The sequence below is a fragment of the Variovorax sp. PBS-H4 genome (assembly GCF_901827205.1).
Classification (GTDB): domain Bacteria; phylum Pseudomonadota; class Gammaproteobacteria; order Burkholderiales; family Burkholderiaceae_C; genus Variovorax.
Window position 1 is genome coordinate 2,753,037 of sequence record NZ_LR594675.1, and the last position, 17,965, is coordinate 2,771,001.

A 17,965-nucleotide genomic window follows, 5' to 3' on the forward strand; every position below is an offset into this window, starting at 1 on the left:
CTAATGGATAACCCGTATACGTCAGCGGTTCGCCCGGGGATTCAGTATGAAGACCAGCGGGTAAAGGCGCGATTGGCCACGTAACCGCCATACAATCAACCGTGATCTGATGTTCAAAAGGAAACGAGACAATGGCCAAAACAACGAGCACGGACGTCGATGCCCCCGGGGCGCCGTCCGTTGACGAGATCAGCGAGCGCATCCTCCAGGCCATCTGGGAGCACCGGCTGCCGCCCGGCACCAAGCTGGTCGAGGAGAAGCTGTCCGAGGTCTTCGGCGTCAGCCGCACCAAGATCCGGCTGGCGCTCGGCAGGCTGTCGCACGACAGCATCCTCACGGTCGAGCCCAACCGCGGCACCTTCGTCGCCAGCCCCACGGTCGAGCAGGCGCGCCAGGTGTTCAACGCGCGGCGCGTGCTGGAGCCAGCGCTGCTGCGCGACCTGTCCGGCCAGGTGCGGCGGGAGCAGCTCGCGCGCCTGCGCAAGAACATCGCGCTCGAAGGCGAGGCGCGCGAGCGCAACGACCGGCGCGCGACCATCCGGCTTTCGGGCCAATTCCACCTGCTGATCGCCGAGCTGGGCCAGAACCCTTACCTGCACAAGTGCATCCGGGAGCTGTGCTCGCTGACCTGCCTGGTGATCGCGCTTTACGACGCGCCCGGCACGCCGGCCTGCCCGCACCACGAGCACGATGCCATCGTCGACGCGCTGGAGCAGGGCGATGCCGAGCGCGCCTGCATGCTGATGATCGAGCACCTCACGCACATCGAGAACACGCTGCGCCTCGAGATGCCCGGGGACGAGGAGATCGACTTCCGCGCCGTGTTCGCCTGACTGGCGCCACGGCTGGCGTCGGGCTCAGGCCCGGCGCAGCAGCCTGCGCAGCACGGTCTTGAGCGGGCTGGCTCCGAAGATCAGCTGCGAGTACGACAGGAAGAGCGCGCGGGGCAGCAGCAGGCTGCCGTAGTAGTAGATGCGGTACTGCCGCGGGCCGTGGCGGGTGTCCGGGTGACGCAGCGCGCGCCGCAGCAGGCCGAGGTCCTTGCCGTCCCCGGACAGCCAGCGCTCGAGGAAGCTGAGCCACAGATAGCCGCCCTGGTCCTCCAGCGGCCGCCACAGTGTGGAGGCGCCGGGCTGCTGGCGGTCGAGCTGCGCACGCAGCCACAAGTCGAAGCGCGCGGCGCGCTGCCGCATCGCCTTGACCTGCGCCGCCGACACCATCGAGCCCTGCGTCGCGGAGGCGCCGTGCACGCGGTAGCGTGTCAGTGGCTCTGCAATCCAGGCGCAGGGGCTGAGCAGCGCTGCGGCCGTGCACAGCTGCAGGTCCTGGTACATCGTCCGGTCGGCGTCCAGCGGGCCGATCGCTTCCAGGACTTCGCGCCTGAAGGCCAGGCCCGAGGTCAGCGAGAGCACGAGGCAGGACGCCGCCTTCAAGGTCTCGACGGCCAGCCAACCCTCCGGCGCACGGCCGCCGGGGTAGTAGGGCGCCAGGCCCAGGTGCGGCTGGCCCTCCGAGAAGCGCTGCATGGCGTTGTGCGTCCACCCCGGAAGCTGCCCGTCCACGCGCCGGCGCAGTGCGTCCAGCACCTTCTCGATGCGTTGCGGCGCGATGGCGTCGTCGGCGTCGAGCAGCAGCACCACGTCGCCGCTGCAGGCGGCAAGGGCAGCGTTGGTGGCCACGCAGATGCCGCCGTTGGGCTGGTGAATGGGCTGGACCTGCGGGAAGCGCGCGGCGTAGCTGTCGAGGAGTTGCGCGCTGTCATCGGTGGAGCCGTCGTTCACCACCACGATCTGGTCCGCTGCAACGGTCTGGTCGAGGCAGCTGTCGAGGCATTCCGACAAAAAGCGCCCGTAGTTGAAGCAGATGATCGCGATGCTGACCTTCGGCACCGCCGGCAGCTCGGCCAAGGCCATGGGTTCGATTGCGAACGGTGCCTCGAAAGGAATTTTTTCGAATTTCACGACAGCGACCTCAGAGGCCACAGGGGCGGCGTCGTGGATTGTGCTCGCGGATTGCGCGTTGGTTGCAGTTTTTACAGCTCCGCGCGCGCTCCTTTGCAGCGTCCGCGATCCTTGGAGGCCCGCCGCGTGGGCGATCGACCGTTCAGGCCTGCAGGGCCAACGGATTCGGGCGGGGCTCGCCGACCTTCGTGAGCCTGTTGCGATCGGTATGGTGGAAGGGCTCGGCCTGCCCCTGGATCTGCAGCACCGTGTCCTGGTCGTAAGACCAGCTCCCGTCGGCGTTGAAGACGACCTCGATGCGCCATTCCAGCGTGGTGAAGGCATGCTCGATGAACGGGTTGGAGACGATGCCGTTCACCAGGCTTCCGTGCGTGGCCACGAGCTCGAATCGATCCGCGTCCGGACTGGCCTGGCCGCTGGCCATCGCGACCTGGCCGCGCGGGATCGCGAGCGTGTGCATGACCGTACCGGTCGCGGGCTCCCACAGCCAGTAGCCGACCTGGTCGTGGTACGTCTTGGTCAGGCCCGGCTTGTGGATGAAGGTGTGATAGCGCAGGCCATAGAGTACCTGCGGCCCGTTGGTCTGCGGATCGATCGGCTGCAGTTCGTAATGCTCCACGTAGACCTGCGTCTTCGGCCCCTGCGCCTTGGGCTTGACGTCCACGCCCTTCTCGCCGCGCCAGAGGCCCGCCATCCGGCGCAGGGGGCCGAGGTGGTCGAGGGTTCGTCCATCCAGGTCGGAAGGCTCGGTGTAGATGTCGTCGGGAAACTTGGACATGGCGTCGGAGAAGTCGATGAGGTTGCGGGGGGCCATCGGCGGCCAGGCAGCGGGGCGCCGGGGACGACACGGATTCTGCCCTGTCGCCGGGCGAGACGGCCGACGCGCTACATCCGCAACGGTTGCGCGTACCCTGTCATCTCCAGGTACCCGCGCCCGATGCGCCGGCCGTCCACGTCCAGCAGATCGCTGACGCCTTCCCAGTAGACGGCCCCGGTCGAGCCGCGGCTGTCGAGTTCCTGGTCGTCGAGCAGCGACTGCACGGTAAAGGTGCCCGCAGGCGTGTCGATGCGCCAGCGCAGCGGATAGACGGCCCGGGTGCGCGGACTGGTCCAGGCCCGTGCACCTTCGAATCGGACCTCGTCGGCGCCGAACACGCGCACCCGGCCGTCGGCACTGCGCAGCGAGCCGCCGAACCACAGGGCCGAGCCGTCGCGCCGGCGGATGCGGAAGGCCATCAACGCGCCGCCGTCGTCCAGGTTCATGCCGACCCAGTCCCAGCCCGCCGCATCGGGATGCAGGTAGGCATTGCTCCACTCGTGGTCCAGCCAGGCGCGGCCCTCCACATCGAAGCTTCGGCCCTGGATGCCGAGGCGGCCCTGCGTCGAGAGCTGCGGTTCGCTGTAGTAGTAGCTGGCCTGTTCGGCCTCCGGCCCCTTGCGCGAGAGGCCGTCCTTGCCTTGCAGCAGCACCGGCCCGGTCGGGGTGAAGTGCAGGTCGATCGCAAAGCCCTCGGCCGGCAGGCGGCCCGTGTAGCCACCCGCGTCGCGCTTCAGGGTCCAGTCGCGCAGCCGGATGTCGGTCTCTGCCTCGGCGGCGGACGCGATGCCGAAGCCTGCGCGCGCGATGCGCTGGTCGTGCCAGAGCCTGCGCGCCTGGAGGTCCGTGATGGCCGCATGCGCAAAGATCATCTGGCGTGCCGCGAAGGCCGAACGCATCTGCTGCGTGCCATCCACGCGCGAGCGGAAGAAGGTGAGCTGGAAGCCGAATTCGCGCGTGCCGGAGCGGGCGTGCCCGGTGATGTACCACCATTCGGTCTGCAGCTCCGGATGGCTGCCGAAGTCGCGGGGGAACTGCATCGTGCGTGCGGGCAGCGCCCATGCAGGCGGCATCGCCAGTGCCGTCATGGCGAGCAGGGCGCGCCGGGACAGTCCGTGCGGGGCCATGGGTTCTCAGCCCGCGAGCGCGGCCTGCACGCGCTCCTCGGCCGCGCCGCAGTCGCCGAAGTTCCGCGCCACCCAGCCGAGGTCGTGGTAGCTGGGCAGGTAGCGTTCGCCCGCGTCGCACAGCAGCGAGAGGATGGAGCCCCGCCGACCGGCCGTGCGCATCTCGCCGGCCAACGCCAGCATGCCGATGAAGTTGGTGCCGGTCGAAGGCCCCACCTTGCGGCCCAACAGACGGGAGAGCACGCGCATCGCGGCCACCGACTCGACGTTCGGCACTTCGATCATGCGGTTGACCAGCGAGGGGATGAAGCTGGGCTCGACCCGCGGCCGGCCGATGCCCTCGATGCGCGAGCCGGTCGCGGTCAGCGTCGCGTCGCCACTGCGGTGGTACGCCGTGAAGACCGAGCCTTCGGGGTCGGCCACGCAGATCCGGGTGTCGTGGCAGCGGTAGCGCACATAGCGTCCGATGGTCGCGCTGGTGCCGCCGGTGCCCGCGCCCACCACGATCCAGGCCGGCACCGGATGCCGCTCGTGCGCCATCTGCTGGAACATGCTTTCCGCAATGTTGTTGTTGCCGCGCCAATCGGTGGCGCGCTCGGCATACGTGAACTGGTCCATGTAGTGACCGCCGGCGCGTTGTGCGAGCGCGCGGGCTTCGTCATACACCTGCGCAGCGTGGTCGACGAAGTGGCAGCGCCCGCCGTAGAAATCGATCTGCGCGATCTTTTCCGGCGAGGTGCTCCTTGGCATCACGGCGATGAAGGGCAGGCCCAGCAGACGAGCGAAGTAGGCCTCGCTCACCGCTGTCGAGCCGCTCGAGGCCTCGACGATGGTGGTGCTCGCGCCGACCCAGCCGTTGCACAGCGCGTAGAGAAAAAGCGAGCGCGCCAGCCGATGCTTGAGGCTGCCGGTCGGGTGCGTCGATTCGTCCTTCAGGTAAAGGTCGATGCCCAGCGCCGCGAAGCCCGGCAGCGGCAACGGGATCAGGTGCGTGTCGGCGCTGCGATGGTAGTCCGCCTCGATGCGACGGATCGCGCCGGCAAGCCAGCCGGCGCTGGGGGAGGGAGATGCGTTCATGGGCGCATTGTCACCACTGTCCATGCGCTTGCGCGCGGACGCAGCACACTGGCTTTCGAGGACACCACCCTGCCGCGCCGTCGGCTAACAGAAGCTCGTCCACGCAATGAACTGGACTACCAGTCTTCCTTGACCGCCAGCACCGCGTCGCGCGAAGCCGCTGCGCGGCCGGCGAGCCAGGCGGTCATGGTGCCCGCTGCCATCACCGCGACGCACAGCGCTGCCAGGCGTCCCCACGGCAGCAGCAGGTCCATGGTCCAGTGGAAGCTCTGCGGGTTGACCACATGCACCAGCACCACCGCGACCGCGAGCCCGAGTCCCAGGCCCGCGGCTGCGCCGATCGCGGTCCAAGCCGCGCCTTCGCCCGCCACCACGGCCAGCACCTGTGCGCGCGTGAAGCCCAGGTGCGCGAGCAGCCCGAACTCCTTGCGCCGCGCCAGCACCTGCGCGCTGAAGCTGGCTGCAATGCCGAACAGCCCGATCCCGATCGCCACCGCCTGCAGCCAGTAGGTGACGGCGAAGCTGCGATCGAAGATGCGCAGCGAGGTCGCGCGCAGCTGCCCAACGGAGGCGATCTCGATCGGCTCGGCCGCACCGAACTCGCGCGCCGCCCATGCCCGCACGGCTTGCTGGACCTGCGCCTCGTTCGCACCCGGCGCCAGCCAGAGCGCGACATCGCTCACGCTGCGGTCGCCGGTGAGGCGCTCGAAGTCGCGCGCATCCATCGTGATCGCACCGAACTGCCGCACGTAGTCGCGCCACACGCCGGCCACGAAGAAGCGCGCCTGTCCGCCGAAGGCGCGCTCCAGCGGCTCGAAGCGCGTGCCGGGCCTCGCGCCGTAGAGCTCGACCATGGCCTCGCTCACGTACACGCCGATCGAGCCCGCGGGCACCGGCTGCGGGGCGCCCAGCAGCGGCAGCGAGCGCGACGCGCCGTCATCGAGGCTGCGAGATATCAGCGTGACCGAGGGCCGCGTCGGATCGAGCAGCAGCGCGCGCGTGCGCAGTGTGCCGCTGCGCGCCACGCCCGGCAGCGCCGACAGCGCATGCACCGAGGCCGGCGTGAAGGCCGCCTGCTCGCCGCCGACCGAGCCGCCACCACCGCCGCTGGCGCTGCGCACATACAGATCGGCCGGCAGCACCACGTCCAGCCATTGCGTCACCGATTCGCGGAAGCTCGCCACCATCACCGTCAGCGCGACCGCCAGGCTGAGGCTCGCGACCACGCCACTGACGGCCACCGCGGCCGTGGCGCGCATGCGCCGCGCGCGCTCGATGGCCAGCATCGGCAGCACGTGCCGGGCGAAGACCGGCGCCAGCCGGTCGTAGAGCAGGGCGATCAGCCAGGGAAGGGCGGCGATGCCGCCCACCAGCAGGAAGCCCACGGAAAGGTACGCCGCGATGGGGATGCCGAAGACTGCAGGCGCCATGGCCAACGCGATCCCGGCGGTGACCAGCAGCAGCGCGATCTTGTGTGCGCCGCCTTGCGCATGCGCCGCGCCCAGGCCCTTGAGCGTCTGCGCTTCGGGCAACGCCTGCGCCGCCCGCGCCGGCCACCAGCCGCCGACCGCTGCGGCGAGCAGGCCCAAGGCGCCGTAGAGCAGCGCCGGCCCCCAGCGCCAGCGCAGCGTCGGCGCGACCCCCTCGAAGTAGCCGCCGCCGAGGTCGCCGCCCAGCACCCGCAGGCCGAAGGCGGCAAGCGCGGTGCCGAGTGCAATCCCCGCGATGCTGCCGACCAGGCCCAGCGCCAGCGACTCGGCCAGCACCAGCCGCAGCCGCTCGCGCGGTGTGAGCCCGAGCACGCCGAGCAGCGCGAACTGCTGCGCACGCTTGGCCACGCTCAGGGCCAGCACCGAGAACACCAGGAAGGCGCCCGTGAACAGCGCCACCAGCGCGAGCACCGTCAGGTTGACGCGGTAGGCCCGCGAGAGATTGCTCACGCGCTCGGCCGCATCGCCCGGCTCGGCGATCTGGATGTTCGAGGGACAGCCAGGCGACTCGCGCAGCGCGCGCATGAAGGCTGCGCGATCGGTGCCGGGCGCGAGCCGCAGGTCGATGCGGGTCAGCTGCCCGGCGCGGCCGAACAGGTCCTGTGCTGCGCCGATGTCCATCACCGCCAGCGCGGCGCCACCGGCGGCGACCTGTCCGGCGATGCGCAGCTCGCGCGTCTGCGTGTCGATGCGCAGCGGCAATTGCGTCGCGCTTTCGCCCATGGCGTTGCGCGCGGCCGCGTTGAGGAACACCGTGTCGGGCGCGAGCAGGGCGAAGCGGTCGGCGCCTTCGGTCGGTCGCGGCATCAGCGCGGGCGCGATGGTGGGAAGCACCAGCGCATCCACGCCGATCACGCGCAGCGGCAGTCGGCGGGCATCGCCTGCGAGCGCCACGGCCTGCGTCTCCAGCACCGGGCTCGCGAGCTGGACCTGCGGCATCTGCGCGACACGGCCGAACAGGGACTCGTCGAAGCCGCCCTGCGCTGCGCGTAGCTCCAGGTCAGGCTGGCCATTGACCGAGCGCACCGCGCTGGAGAATTCGTCGAGCGCCGAGGCGTTGATCAGGTGGACCGAAAAGGCGAGCGCGACGCCAAGCATGACCGCCAGCACGGCCGCGGCGCTGCGCCAGGGGTGGTGGCGGAGTTCCTGCCAGGAGAAGGTGCGGAGAAGGGTTCGCATCGGGAATCGATTCTGCTCGCAGCTTGGAGGCTGGACCACGGCGCGGACAAGCGTCGGCTATATCCCTGCAGGGCTACTCGATGCAGCGACTTCATCGTCTTTGTCGATGGAAGCCGCCGCTGGTACCGGGGCAGGGTCAAGATTCTCCGTCAAGCGTGGCGCCATTTGCACAGGGTCGAGTGGCTACCAAGGTTGACGCAGCCGGGGCGCGCGTGACGCTGAGCGCCGTGCACGATCAAAGCCGCGCGGCCTCCGCCACAAGATAGGCACGCACCGCCTCGCTGGTGCTGAGCCCCGCCGCGCGTGCATACGCCTGGCGCGCCGCTTCCCTTTCGCCGCTTGCGCCCAGAAGATGCCCCCGCGCCGCCCAGTAGGGCTGGTAGTTCGCGACTTCGTCCGCCGCCAACGCGTCGAGGGCCTGCAAACCGGCGGCGGGGCCCTCGGCCCGCGCCAGCGCGCAGGCCCGGCTCACTTGCGCGCCGATGCTGGGACGCAGCGCAACCAACCCGTCGTAAAGCGCGAGCACCGCCTCGGGCGGAACCGGCGCGCCGAGGTGCCTCGCGCAGTGTGCGGACTGGATCGCCGCCTCGATCTGGTAGGCGCCGGCCGCGCGCATGCCGGCCGCGCGCTTCAGGGCCTCCTCGGCCTGCGCGTGCATGCCGAGGTCCCATTGCCGGCTGTCCTGCACATCGAGCGGCACATAGGCGCCGGTGTCGCTGCGGCGGGCTGCGGTGCGGCTCTCGCAGAACAGCATCAGCGCCAGCAGGCCGAGCGGTTCGGGCTCCTGCGGCATCAGGCCGCAGAGGATGCGGCACAGGTCGATGGCCTCGCGGGTGAGGCCGCGCTGCACGTTGTCGGCACCGTCGATGTCGTCCCAGCCCGTGCCGTAGGCGGCGTAGATGCCGTCGAGCACGTCCTGCAGGCGCTGCGGCAGATCCTTGGCGCGCGGGAACTCGAAGGGGATGCGCGCCGCGCGGATGCGGGCCTTGGCCCGCACCAGCCGCTGGCCCAGCGTGGCCGGCGCGACCAGGAAGGCGCCGGCCATGCGCGACGCGTCGAGGCCGAGCACGGTTTGCAGCATCAAGGGCGCGCGTGCCGCGGGGTCGATGGCCGGATGCGCGCAGACGAAGAAGAGGCGAAGCCGCTCGTCCGGCACCGCCTCGCCGCCGCTCGCATCGGCGGCAAACTCGTCGGCCACGGTCAGCAGCGTCTGCCCGGCCTCTTCCTGCACGCGGCTGTGGCGCCAGGCGTCCAGCACGCGATGGCGCGCCACGCTCAGCAACCAGGCCTCCGGCTGGCGCGGGATGCCCTCGGCGGGCCAGCGCTCGAGCGCGCGCGCGAAGGCCTCGGCCAAGGCATCTTCCGAGGCGGCGATGTCGCGCGTGCGCGCCGAGAGAATCGCGACCAGCCGGCCATAGGATTGGCGCGCCGCCTGTTCGGCTGCCGCATGCGCTTGCTGTGCCTCGGGGAGGGCCGGGGCCGTCACATCCCGGTGGGCGCGGTGAAGACGGGGCGCACTTCCACGCCGCCGGTTGCGGCGCAGGGCGCACGCGCGGCCCATTCCAGCGCGGCGTCGAGGTCCGGCACGTCGATCACGAAGTAGCCGCCGAGCTGCTCCTTGGTGTCGGCGAACGGGCCGTCCTGCACCTGGCGCTTGTCGCCGCGCACGCGCAGCGTGGTGCCGGTCATCGGCGGGTGCAGGCCATGGCCGTTCTGCGCGATGCCCGACTGGCGCACCGCGCCCACGTAGTCCATCCAGCTCGCGCGATAGGCCTGGGCCTTGGCTTCGTCGCGCTGGTCGAACTCGGACTGGGGTTGGTAGAACATCAGCATGTATTGCATGGGAGACCTCCGGGGAACGTATGTCGAGCAGGATCGCTCATCCCCATGACGTCTGGCAAGGCGGTATTTCGACAGCGATTTGCCGGCGGACCCGGAAAGTGATCGGCAATTGCGCCCATGAACCGCAGCGAAGCGCGCAACGGCGTGTGCCCGGCGAGAGCGATGCTTATCGCAAGCAATGCGGCGGCTGTCCTGCGCTGCGGGCCTGGCCCGGGTCAATCATGGTGCGTCTGCCAGGATGGCATGAAGGGTCGCGGCGACTGCCAGCAGTTCGCGCTCGCGCTGCGGATGGCCGACCAACTGCACGCCGATCGGCAGGCCCTGCGGACCGTGCAGTCCGGGCACGTTGACACAGGGCGGGCCGAGCAGGGTCCAGACGCGGTTGAACACCGGATCGCCGGTAGCGGCCAGGCCGACCGGCGCCTCGCCCGGGGCGGCGGGCACCAGCAGGGCGTCGAGGTCCTGCATCAGCGCGCCGACAGTACGGCGGCCTTCCTCGGCTTGCGCCAGGGCTTTCCGGTAATCGGCTTCGCTGCAGTCGCGCCCGTTCTGCAGCAGGCCGTGCAGGGCAGCGCTGAGCTGTTGCGGATGCAGCCGCCATTCGACATCGAGTTGTCGCGCGGCCTCGTAGGCCATCACGGTCTTCTGCGCGCTCAGCAGTCCCGCGGCGGCGGCGGGCAAAGCGACGTCGCGCAAGCTGGCACCAGCCGCGCCGGCGAGCTTCACGGCCTGCTCGAAGGCAGCCACGCCGCCGGCGTCCGCCGCCGGCCATTCGTGGGTGCGGCACACGCCGATTCGCAGCGCGCTCGGCGTGGGCGGCTGCAGCGGCGTGAAGGCCGTGCCGCCCATCGCGCAGCGCATCAGCTCCAGGTCTTCCGCGCTGCGCGCCAGCCAGCCGAGCGTGTCCAGCGAGGGCGAGAAAGGCTTGATCCCGTCCAGGCTGGCGAGGCCGAAGCCCGGCTTGAGCGCGAACACGCCGCAATACGAAGCGGGCCGGATCAGCGAGCCCGCGGTCTGCGTGCCGAAGGCGACGGGGACCATGCCGTCGGCCACGGCTGCGGCGGAGCCGCTGGAGGAGCCGCCCGGCGTGTGCGCAGGGTTCCGCGGATTGGCCGTGGGGCCGGGCTGGAAGTAGGCGAACTCGGTGGTCACGGTCTTGCCCATCACGACGGCACCGGCCGCACGCGCCATGGCGACACAGTGCGCATCTGCGGCAGGCTGGAAGCCCTCGTAGATCGGCGAGCCGTAGCGGGTGGGCAGTTGCGCGGTGGCGATGATGTCCTTCACGCCCAGCGGCACGCCGCCGAGCAGGCCAGGGACGCCGCGGGCGTCGAGCGCGCGCGCGGCGGCCAATGCGCCCTCGGCATCGAGGTGCTGCCAGGCATGGATCCGCGGCTCGCGCCCGGCAATGCGCTCCAGGGCGGCACGGGTGATGGCCTCGGCGCTCAGTTCGCCGCGCGCCAGCGCCTGCCGCAGCGCGACGGCCGTCATCCGGGTGTAGGTGCTGCTGTTCATTGAAATATTGGACATGTCGCCCGCAAAACGCGCCCCCGCACTTCGCCTCCGACCCCGAGCAGGGCAATCAGGCGGCCTTCGCACGCTCCGGCGCGAACATCGTCTCCATCTCGCGGCGCAATTGCCAGGCGTGGGTCGATGTATCCATCGCTACGTCCGCCCAGCACAGACTCTGCCCCTTCTTCACCGCTCGCACCAGCTTCACGTTGTGCGCGAGCCCGAGAGGCAGTCCGCCGAGTTGCAGCGAGCGCTCCGCCGGCAGCAGCTTGCCCCACACGGTGTAGCCGCCTTCCCCATCGAGCGTCTCGCCCGCCGCGAGGTCCCGCTTGGCCGTGGCCACCACGTCCGCGTTCCAGCAGGTTGCCACACCCGTGGGCTCGCCGCGCAGCGCCACGCTCGCGACCGAGACGCCGACCTCAAGCCCGATCAGGTGCCAGCGCTTGTAGAGCGTGAAATAGCGGCCGCTCGGATCGGTATGGGCGTTGTATTCCTCAAAGCAGTTCTTGATGTACTCGGTCTCGGCCTCGACCGTGACCCATACGCCCATCCGGATGTCGTAGGGAATGCGCCGGCCGTCCGCCTCCAGCGATGAGACCACCTCCACCATGCCCTTGCGTTCGAGCACGCCGCCCTCGCTCCTCGGCCGTGTCACGAAGGGGATGTCCTCCACGCTGGCCGGCGGGTAGAGCAACCCGTCGGAGGGCACGCCCAGGCCGGTCGCGTTGGCCACCGCCGCGCTCTCGATCGAAGGCTTCGAGCCGTCGAGGAAGCTGTTGAACATCTTCGGGTTGAGTCCGCCGCGCTTCGCCTGCTCGGGCGTGAGCCCGTAGTGGCCCCACACCGTCTCGGGCGTCGACGCGCTGAAATGCGGCAGCCACTTGTGGCCGCGCCCCGCCGCGACCACCGGAAAGCCGCAGGTGCGCGCCCAGTCGACCAGGTCGCAGATCAGCGCCGGCTGGTCGCCGAAGGCCAGCGAATACACCACGCCCGCCTCGTGCGCGCGGCGCGCAAGCAGCGGGCCGCAGAAGGCGTCGGCCTCCACCGTCACGTTGACCACGTGCTTGCCGTGCGCGAAGGCGTCGAGGCAATGCTCGACCGCAGCGACCGGGTTGCCGGTGCATTCGACCACGATGTCGATCGATGGCTCGCGGGTCACCGCCTGCCAGTCCTCGGTGATCCAGGTGGTGCCGTCGCGCAGCGCTTCCTGCGCCGAGCGGGCCGCGGCACGCTCGGGCGTCCAGCCCACGCGTTCGAGGTTCGTGCGCGCCGCGTCGGGCGAGAGATCGGCGATGGCCACCAGCTGCACGCCGGGGGTGCGCGGGATCTGCGCCAGGTACATCGCGCCGAATTTGCCGGCGCCGATCAGGCCGATGCGCACCGGCTTGTTCTCGGCGGCGCGCTGCTGGAGTCGTTGATGCAGGCTCATCGCTCAGGCCGCCACGGTGTCGATGTTTTCGAGCGAGGTGCGAAGCGCGCTCTCGGGCAGGCCCTCTTTCCACGGCGTCTCGACGGGGCAGGGCTTCAGCAGGCAGTCATCGGGCAGCAGCGCGATGGGAGTGAAGTCGCGGTGCGCGATGTACTCGGGCCGCTTGAAGCGCCGGATGTGGTTGCTGACCGCGCAAAGGCTCAGGTACACCGCCACGCGGTTGAAAGGCGAGAGGTTGCTGCCCGAGGCATGCACCAGGCAGCTGTGGAACAGGATCATCGAGCCGGCCGGGCCCTTGGGCGCAACGATGCCGCCGTGCTTGCCGCCGGCCCGATCCACCAGCTGGCGAATCAGCGCGTGGTCGATGGTCCACAGCGGATAGCTCGTGGTCGTGAGGTCGTGCTGCGCCTCGATCACGCCCTTGCGATGGCTGCCGGGGATGAACATCAGGGGGCCGTTGAACTCGCTCACGTCGTCGAGGAAAATGGCCACGTTCATCGCACGCTCGGTGGGCATCAGGTCGTCGTTGAGCCAGGTGCCGTAGTCCTGGTGCCACTGCCAGACGTCGCCCTCGAAGGCCATCTTGCCGTTGATCTTGAACTGGTGCATGTAGACCTCTTCCTCGAAGAGGTCCATCACCGGACCCACCATGCGCGGATGGCGGGCCAGCCGGGCGAAGGGTTCGCTGATCAGGTGCGCCGCAAAGTTGGTGCGCACCGCATCGGAGCCTTTCTCGCGCACGTTGAAGGCTTCGCGCCGCGCATACAGCGCAGGGACTGCATCGGTCAGCACTTTCGTTTCATCGGCCGAGAAATGACCGGGGAAGAACAGGTAGCCGTCGCGCTCGAACTGCGCGCGCTGCTCGGGGGTGAGTTTCATGCGGTGCTTCCTTGGTTGGCGTGGGCGGAAAGACGTGCGGCCAGCCGCGTGCCCAGCGTCTGGGCCGCCTGCGTGACATGCGCATCGCTCAGGCGTGCGGCCCGGTCGACATTGCCGGCCGCGATGGCTTTCGCAATGGCCTCGTGCTCGTCCCACAGCGACTCGCGCTGCGGCACGGACTGCAGCACCGCGCCCATGGCGCGGCGCAGGTGGCGCCAGTGCTGGTCGGCACTCTGCGCGATCAACAGGTTGCCGGAGGCGGCATAGATGGCGTGATGGAAGGCGGCGTCGGCTTCGATCATGGCTTCCACGCTGCGGCCGCGCGCGGCACGGCGGCCGCGTTCGATCAGCTTCGGGTCGATGCGGTGGCGCTGCGCCGCGGCGAGGCGCGCCGCCAACACGTCGAGCGCACCGCGCACCTGGTAGACCTTGTGCATCCAGTCGACATCCAGCGGCGCCACCAGCAGGCCGCGGCCGGGGGCGTCGAGCACGAAGCCGTCCTTCTTCAGCAGGCGCAGCGCCTGCAGCACCGGCTGGCGCGAGACAGCCAGGCGCCGGGCCAGGTCTTCCTGCGTGATGCGCTCGCCGGGCGCCAGCGAGCCGCTGCTGATGGCGTCGTGCAGCGCGCGATAGACCTGGTCGACGAGGTCGGGTGCGGCGGCGATCTGGAGCAACTGGGCGGGCATGGCGGCTGGATCTCTGAACTCTGTATACAGAGTACGATGTTTGCCGCAACCTGATGCTAGGGATTTACGCTAGCGTTCGGTCCGCAGCGCATCGGCCGACCGCGCCGGGCATTGATTCAAAATAAACGCCTCCATGACCTTGCACTCCTACGCTGTCCGCATGCTCGGCGCGCTCGCGCTGCTGGGGTGCTGCGACCCGAGCGGCCTCGCCGTCCGTCCTGCCCATGCCGAGCCATCGCGGGGTGCGAGCTGGGGAGCCATCGCTTCCGTCGACAACTGGTACGGCTACGCCTTCAACTTTCCGTCCCGCGACGCGGCCGAGCTCGCAGCGCGTTCCCGGTGCGAGCGTGCCGCGGGCGGTAAGGGCCGTGGGGGGGCTTGCGTGGTCCGTACCTACTTCGATCGCTCGTGCGGTGCGCTCGCCAGGGGCAACTATGGCGAGTGGGGCACGGCCGTCGCCGCCACGGCGAGCGAAGCGGCCAAGGCGGCGGCCGGGCAGTGCGAAACCCACCTGCCGACCGAGCCCTGCAAGGTGGTCGTCAGCGTGTGCTCGCCGGGCTGAGCAGGGCGGCCCAGCCGCTCGCTCAATGCGCCTGCTTCGGCAGGTTCAGGCTCTGGAGCAGCGGCACCCAGCGATTGAATTCGGTGTCGACGAACGTCGCCAGTTCCTCCGGGGTGCCGCCTCGCGGCTCCATGCCGATGGCCCTGGCGCGTTCGACGAATTCCGGGTCGGCGATCACCTGGTTGACGGCGCGGTTCAGGCGCTGGATCGCTTCCTTCGGCGTGGCGGAGGGGACCGACAGCGAATACCAGAGGACGGCCTCGATGTCGTAGCCCTGCTCCTTGAAGGTCGGCGCGTCCGGCACCTGGGGCATCCTCTTGCTGTCCATCACGCCCAGGACCCGGAGCTTGCCGCTGCGCACATGCGGCAGTGAGCCGGTGATGGAGGTTCCGTGGATGTCGATCTCGTTGCCCAGCAGCGCCTGGATGGCGGGAGCATCGCCGTTGAAGGGAATGTGGGTCGTGCTGAAGCCGGCGCTCTTCTCGAAGCTGAGGGGTGCGAGGTTGGTCAGGATGGCCGCACCGGGCGAGCCCCGGTTGATCTTGCCGGGGTTGGCCTTGGCATAGGCAACCATCTCCCGGATGTTCTTGTAGGGCAGGTCGGACCGGCCCACGATGATCGCCGGCTGGTAGGCAATCTGCGAGACCGGCGCGAAGTCCTTCTTCGGGTCGTAGGGCAGCTTGTCGTAGAGGATCGTGTTGTTGGCGAGTGTGCCCAGCGACGACACCAGGACCGTGTTGCCGTCCGGCCGGGCCCGCGCCACGTAGTCCGCGGCGACGATGCCGCTGGCGCCGGGCCGGTTGTCGACGATGACCTGGGTTCCCCGCTTGTTGAGCTCGGCGGCAAGGATGCGCACGTATTGGTCGGTGCCGCCGCCGGCCGCGAAGGGGACGACGATCCTGATGGGCTGCTGCGCGTGGGCCGGGCCCAACGCCGCAGCCAGTCCGAACAGCACGCCGGAAAAGAACTTCCGATAACTCACTTTGGTCTCCTGTTGGCTTTATTGGAATGGCAGGGAAGGCAATCGAATCTGAAAAGCCAGTCTATGGCCGCAGGTGCGGCGTGGACGTGCAGGGAATGAAAAGCACCTTTGTACGGCGTGCACGCGGCGGCTGCTGCTCGCAGGCATCACCCGGGGACGACGCCTTCGGCCTGCAGCGCCGCAATTTCCGCCGGCTCGAACCCTGCCTCGCGCAGCAGCTCCTGCGTCTGCGCCCCGTGGGCGGGGGCAGCCTGCGTGGGGCGGCGCGGCGTGTCGGCCAGCTCGTACGGCAAGCCGAAGCTGGGATAGCCCGGCCGGTCGCCGTTCGGCGCCGCCTCGATCACCATGCGGCTCGAGCGAAAGTCATCGCCAGCAAGCGCTTCGCTGTAGCTGCGCACCACCCCCACCACGATGTTGTTGCGCGTGAGCAGGTCCACGCATTCCTGCGTGCTGCAGCGCGAGAGACGGCTGCCCACGGCCTCCTTCATCGCCGGGCGGTTGGACACCCTCAGCTCATTGGTGAGGAAGCGCGCGTCGGTGGCCAGCTCGGGGCAGCCGATGCTTTCGCACAGCCGCACCCAGTGCGATTGAACGTAGGCCGAGACCACCACCATGCCGTCGCGGGTGTGGAAGATGTCCGCCGCGGGCGCGTTCATCGGCTGGCCATCGCCGCTGCGGGTGGGTTCGACGCCGCGCACCATGTAGTCGCTCCAGTTCGGCAACTGCAGGTGGAGTGCCACCTCCAGCAGCGAGACGCGGATGGTTTCGCCGGCGCCGGTGCGCTCGCGCCGGAACAGGGCCGCGAGGGTGGCCTGCGCGGCCACCTGCACGGTTGCGGTATCGATGATGGTGGCGCCCACCTTCTGCGGCAGCCCGTCGGGTTCGCCCGTTACGGACATCATTCCGCTTTCCGCCTGCGCCGCGATGTCGTAGCCGGGGCGGTCGCGCGAAGGGGCATCGGTGGGGAAGCCCGCGATCGACACGTGGATCAGCCCAGGGTGCCGGGCCCGCAGGGCCTCTGCGCCGAGGCCGAGGGCTTCGGCGGCGCCGGGCCGCAGGTTCTGCACCAGCACGTCGGCCGCTGCGACCAGGCGCAGCGCGACTTCCTTGCCGCGCGGCTGGCGCAGGTCGAGCGCGATCGACTTCTTGCTGCGGTTGTAGGCCCGCAGCATGGCCTCGCCGAAATGGCCCGTGTGGCGCGCCATGTCGCCTTCCATCGACTCGATCTTCACCACCTCTGCGCCGAGATCGCCGAGCGTCATGGCGGTTCCGGGGCCCGCGATGTAGTTGCCGAGTTCGATGACGCGGATGCCCTGCAGGGGGGGAAGAGGCACGGATCTGTCGTTCATCCGCAAGACTCTAGGATCGCCTGGCGCGGCGCGGAAAGCAGCAACTGCAAAGCAGCTTTGCACCTTGCGCCGACGATCACCCTCGACCGCGCAGTGATCGCGCCGTGATCGCGGCGTGGAGCCGGGCGGCGCCTCAGCCGGCCTCGCCTTCGCCCAGCGCCTGGGCAATGAAGTCGACGAAGGCGCGCACCTTCAAGGGCAAGGTGCGGCTCTGGCGGAACACCGCGTAGATGCCATTGGAGAAGCCGCGCACCGCAAACCGGTGCTCGGGCAGGAGGCGCACCAGCGAACCGTCCTGGAGGCAGCTGCGGATGGTGGGTTCCGACAGCAGCGCGATCCCCATGCCGCCGATCGCAGCCAGCCGCAGCAGTTCGCCATTGTTCGAGCTGAGCACGCCGTGGATCGCCAACGCCTGCTGCTCACCGTGCTCGTCGATGTACTTCCAGGTCGTGGCCTCCTGCTCTCGACGGTAGGTGAGGCATCGCACCTGCGGCAGGTCGGTCGGGTGCCGGATGCGCGGGTGCGCCTTGACGAAGGAGGGGCTGGCCACCAGCACCTCGTCGCTGCTGAGCAGCCGCTTGATCACGAAGCTCGAATCGTTGGACTCGCCGGTGCGGATATCGATGTCGAAGTCCTGCTCCACGAGGTTGACGGGGTGTTCGGAGAGCTCGATTTCGACATGGATGTCGCGGTACTGCTGGGCGAAGCGCGGCAGCAGCGGCGCGATCACCCGCAAGCCGATCTGGGTTCGCGAATGGATGCGCAGCCGGCCCTCGGGGCGCAGCTTGGAACTGCGCGCGGCTTCCTCCGCCTCGGCCATCGTCTCGAGCACCACCTCCGCCCGCTGCAGGAACGCCTGCCCGCTCTCGGTGACCTTGAGCTTGCGGCTGGTGCGGTCGACCAGTCGCACGCCGAGCTCTTCCTCCAGGGCACTGATCCGGCGGGAGATGGTCGCCGGAGACAGGCTGAGGCTGCGCGCTGCGGCCGAGAGGCTGCCCTTGCGTGCGGTGATCACGAAGATCCGGAGGGTGTCGAACGCCTTCATTCCGAAAGATGCAAAGAAGGTATGCGCA

16 protein-coding genes are annotated in these 17,965 nt (G+C 69.6%); 2 read left to right on the forward strand and 14 right to left on the reverse strand.

The features are described 5' to 3' along the window. Window positions 1-131: 131 nt before the first annotated feature. Complete coding sequence (locus tag E5CHR_RS12985; RefSeq protein ID WP_162580194.1) at window positions 132-833, forward strand: GntR family transcriptional regulator; 702 nt, start codon at window positions 132-134, stop codon at window positions 831-833. A gap of 24 nt (window positions 834-857) precedes the next feature. Here the strand turns inward: E5CHR_RS12985 and E5CHR_RS12990 are convergent, their stop codons facing one another. From E5CHR_RS12990 to E5CHR_RS13040, 11 genes are all read right to left on the reverse strand, one after another. Next, window positions 858-1,961 carry a glycosyltransferase family 2 protein gene (locus E5CHR_RS12990; protein WP_162580195.1) on the reverse strand — a complete coding sequence of 368 codons (1,104 nt, stop codon included), beginning with the start codon at window positions 1,959-1,961 and terminating at the stop codon, window positions 858-860. Between the two features lie 142 nt (window positions 1,962-2,103). Further along, the gene (locus E5CHR_RS12995; protein WP_162583703.1) at window positions 2,104-2,739 is read right to left on the reverse strand and encodes an FABP family protein; all 636 of its coding nucleotides are present in this window, start codon (window positions 2,737-2,739) and stop codon (window positions 2,104-2,106) included. A 107-nt stretch (window positions 2,740-2,846) separates the two neighbouring features. Beyond that, on the reverse strand, window positions 2,847-3,905 hold the full coding sequence (locus E5CHR_RS13000) for a lipocalin-like domain-containing protein (protein ID WP_232062048.1): 1,059 nt from the start codon (window positions 3,903-3,905) through the stop codon (window positions 2,847-2,849). A 6-nt stretch (window positions 3,906-3,911) separates the two neighbouring features. Next, window positions 3,912-4,982 carry a PLP-dependent cysteine synthase family protein gene (locus E5CHR_RS13005; RefSeq protein ID WP_162580196.1) on the reverse strand — a complete coding sequence of 357 codons (1,071 nt, stop codon included), beginning with the start codon at window positions 4,980-4,982 and terminating at the stop codon, window positions 3,912-3,914. A 116-nt stretch (window positions 4,983-5,098) separates the two neighbouring features. Next, entirely contained in the window at window positions 5,099-7,651 is a 2,553-nt protein-coding gene (locus tag E5CHR_RS13010) for an FtsX-like permease family protein (protein ID WP_162580198.1), read from the reverse strand. A gap of 235 nt (window positions 7,652-7,886) precedes the next feature. Beyond that, a complete protein-coding gene (locus E5CHR_RS13015) occupies window positions 7,887-9,137 on the reverse strand; it encodes an RNA polymerase sigma factor (protein WP_232062049.1) in 1,251 nt (416 codons plus the stop codon). Continuing rightward, a complete protein-coding gene (locus tag E5CHR_RS13020; protein ID WP_162580202.1) occupies window positions 9,134-9,493 on the reverse strand; it encodes a YciI family protein in 360 nt (119 codons plus the stop codon). The genes E5CHR_RS13015 and E5CHR_RS13020 overlap by 4 nt, the downstream gene beginning before the upstream one ends. 219 nt (window positions 9,494-9,712) lie before the next feature. Continuing rightward, window positions 9,713-11,008: an amidase gene (locus E5CHR_RS13025; RefSeq protein ID WP_162580204.1), complete on the reverse strand. Its 1,296-nt coding sequence runs from the start codon at window positions 11,006-11,008 to the stop codon at window positions 9,713-9,715. A gap of 67 nt (window positions 11,009-11,075) precedes the next feature. Further along, a complete protein-coding gene (locus E5CHR_RS13030) occupies window positions 11,076-12,434 on the reverse strand; it encodes an NAD(P)H-dependent oxidoreductase (RefSeq protein WP_162580206.1) in 1,359 nt (452 codons plus the stop codon). A 3-nt stretch (window positions 12,435-12,437) separates the two neighbouring features. Next, a complete protein-coding gene (locus tag E5CHR_RS13035; RefSeq protein WP_162580208.1) occupies window positions 12,438-13,313 on the reverse strand; it encodes a phytanoyl-CoA dioxygenase family protein in 876 nt (291 codons plus the stop codon). Beyond that, window positions 13,310-13,999: a GntR family transcriptional regulator gene (locus E5CHR_RS13040; RefSeq protein WP_162580210.1), complete on the reverse strand. Its 690-nt coding sequence runs from the start codon at window positions 13,997-13,999 to the stop codon at window positions 13,310-13,312. The genes E5CHR_RS13035 and E5CHR_RS13040 overlap by 4 nt, the downstream gene beginning before the upstream one ends. A gap of 133 nt (window positions 14,000-14,132) precedes the next feature. Here E5CHR_RS13040 and E5CHR_RS13045 point away from each other — a divergent pair, with 133 nt between their 5' ends. After that, window positions 14,133-14,561: a DUF4189 domain-containing protein gene (locus E5CHR_RS13045; RefSeq protein WP_162580212.1), complete on the forward strand. Its 429-nt coding sequence runs from the start codon at window positions 14,133-14,135 to the stop codon at window positions 14,559-14,561. Between the two features lie 22 nt (window positions 14,562-14,583). On the opposite strand, the gene E5CHR_RS13050 is transcribed toward E5CHR_RS13045, so the two are convergent. From E5CHR_RS13050 to E5CHR_RS13060, 3 genes are all read right to left on the reverse strand, one after another. After that, entirely contained in the window at window positions 14,584-15,543 is a 960-nt protein-coding gene (locus E5CHR_RS13050) for a Bug family tripartite tricarboxylate transporter substrate binding protein (RefSeq protein ID WP_162580214.1), read from the reverse strand. Window positions 15,544-15,689: 146 nt separating this feature from the next. Further along, on the reverse strand, window positions 15,690-16,892 hold the full coding sequence (locus tag E5CHR_RS13055) for a CaiB/BaiF CoA transferase family protein (RefSeq protein ID WP_162580216.1): 1,203 nt from the start codon (window positions 16,890-16,892) through the stop codon (window positions 15,690-15,692). Between the two features lie 133 nt (window positions 16,893-17,025). Next, entirely contained in the window at window positions 17,026-17,937 is a 912-nt protein-coding gene (locus tag E5CHR_RS13060; protein WP_162580218.1) for a LysR family transcriptional regulator, read from the reverse strand. Window positions 17,938-17,965: the final 28 nt, after the last annotated feature.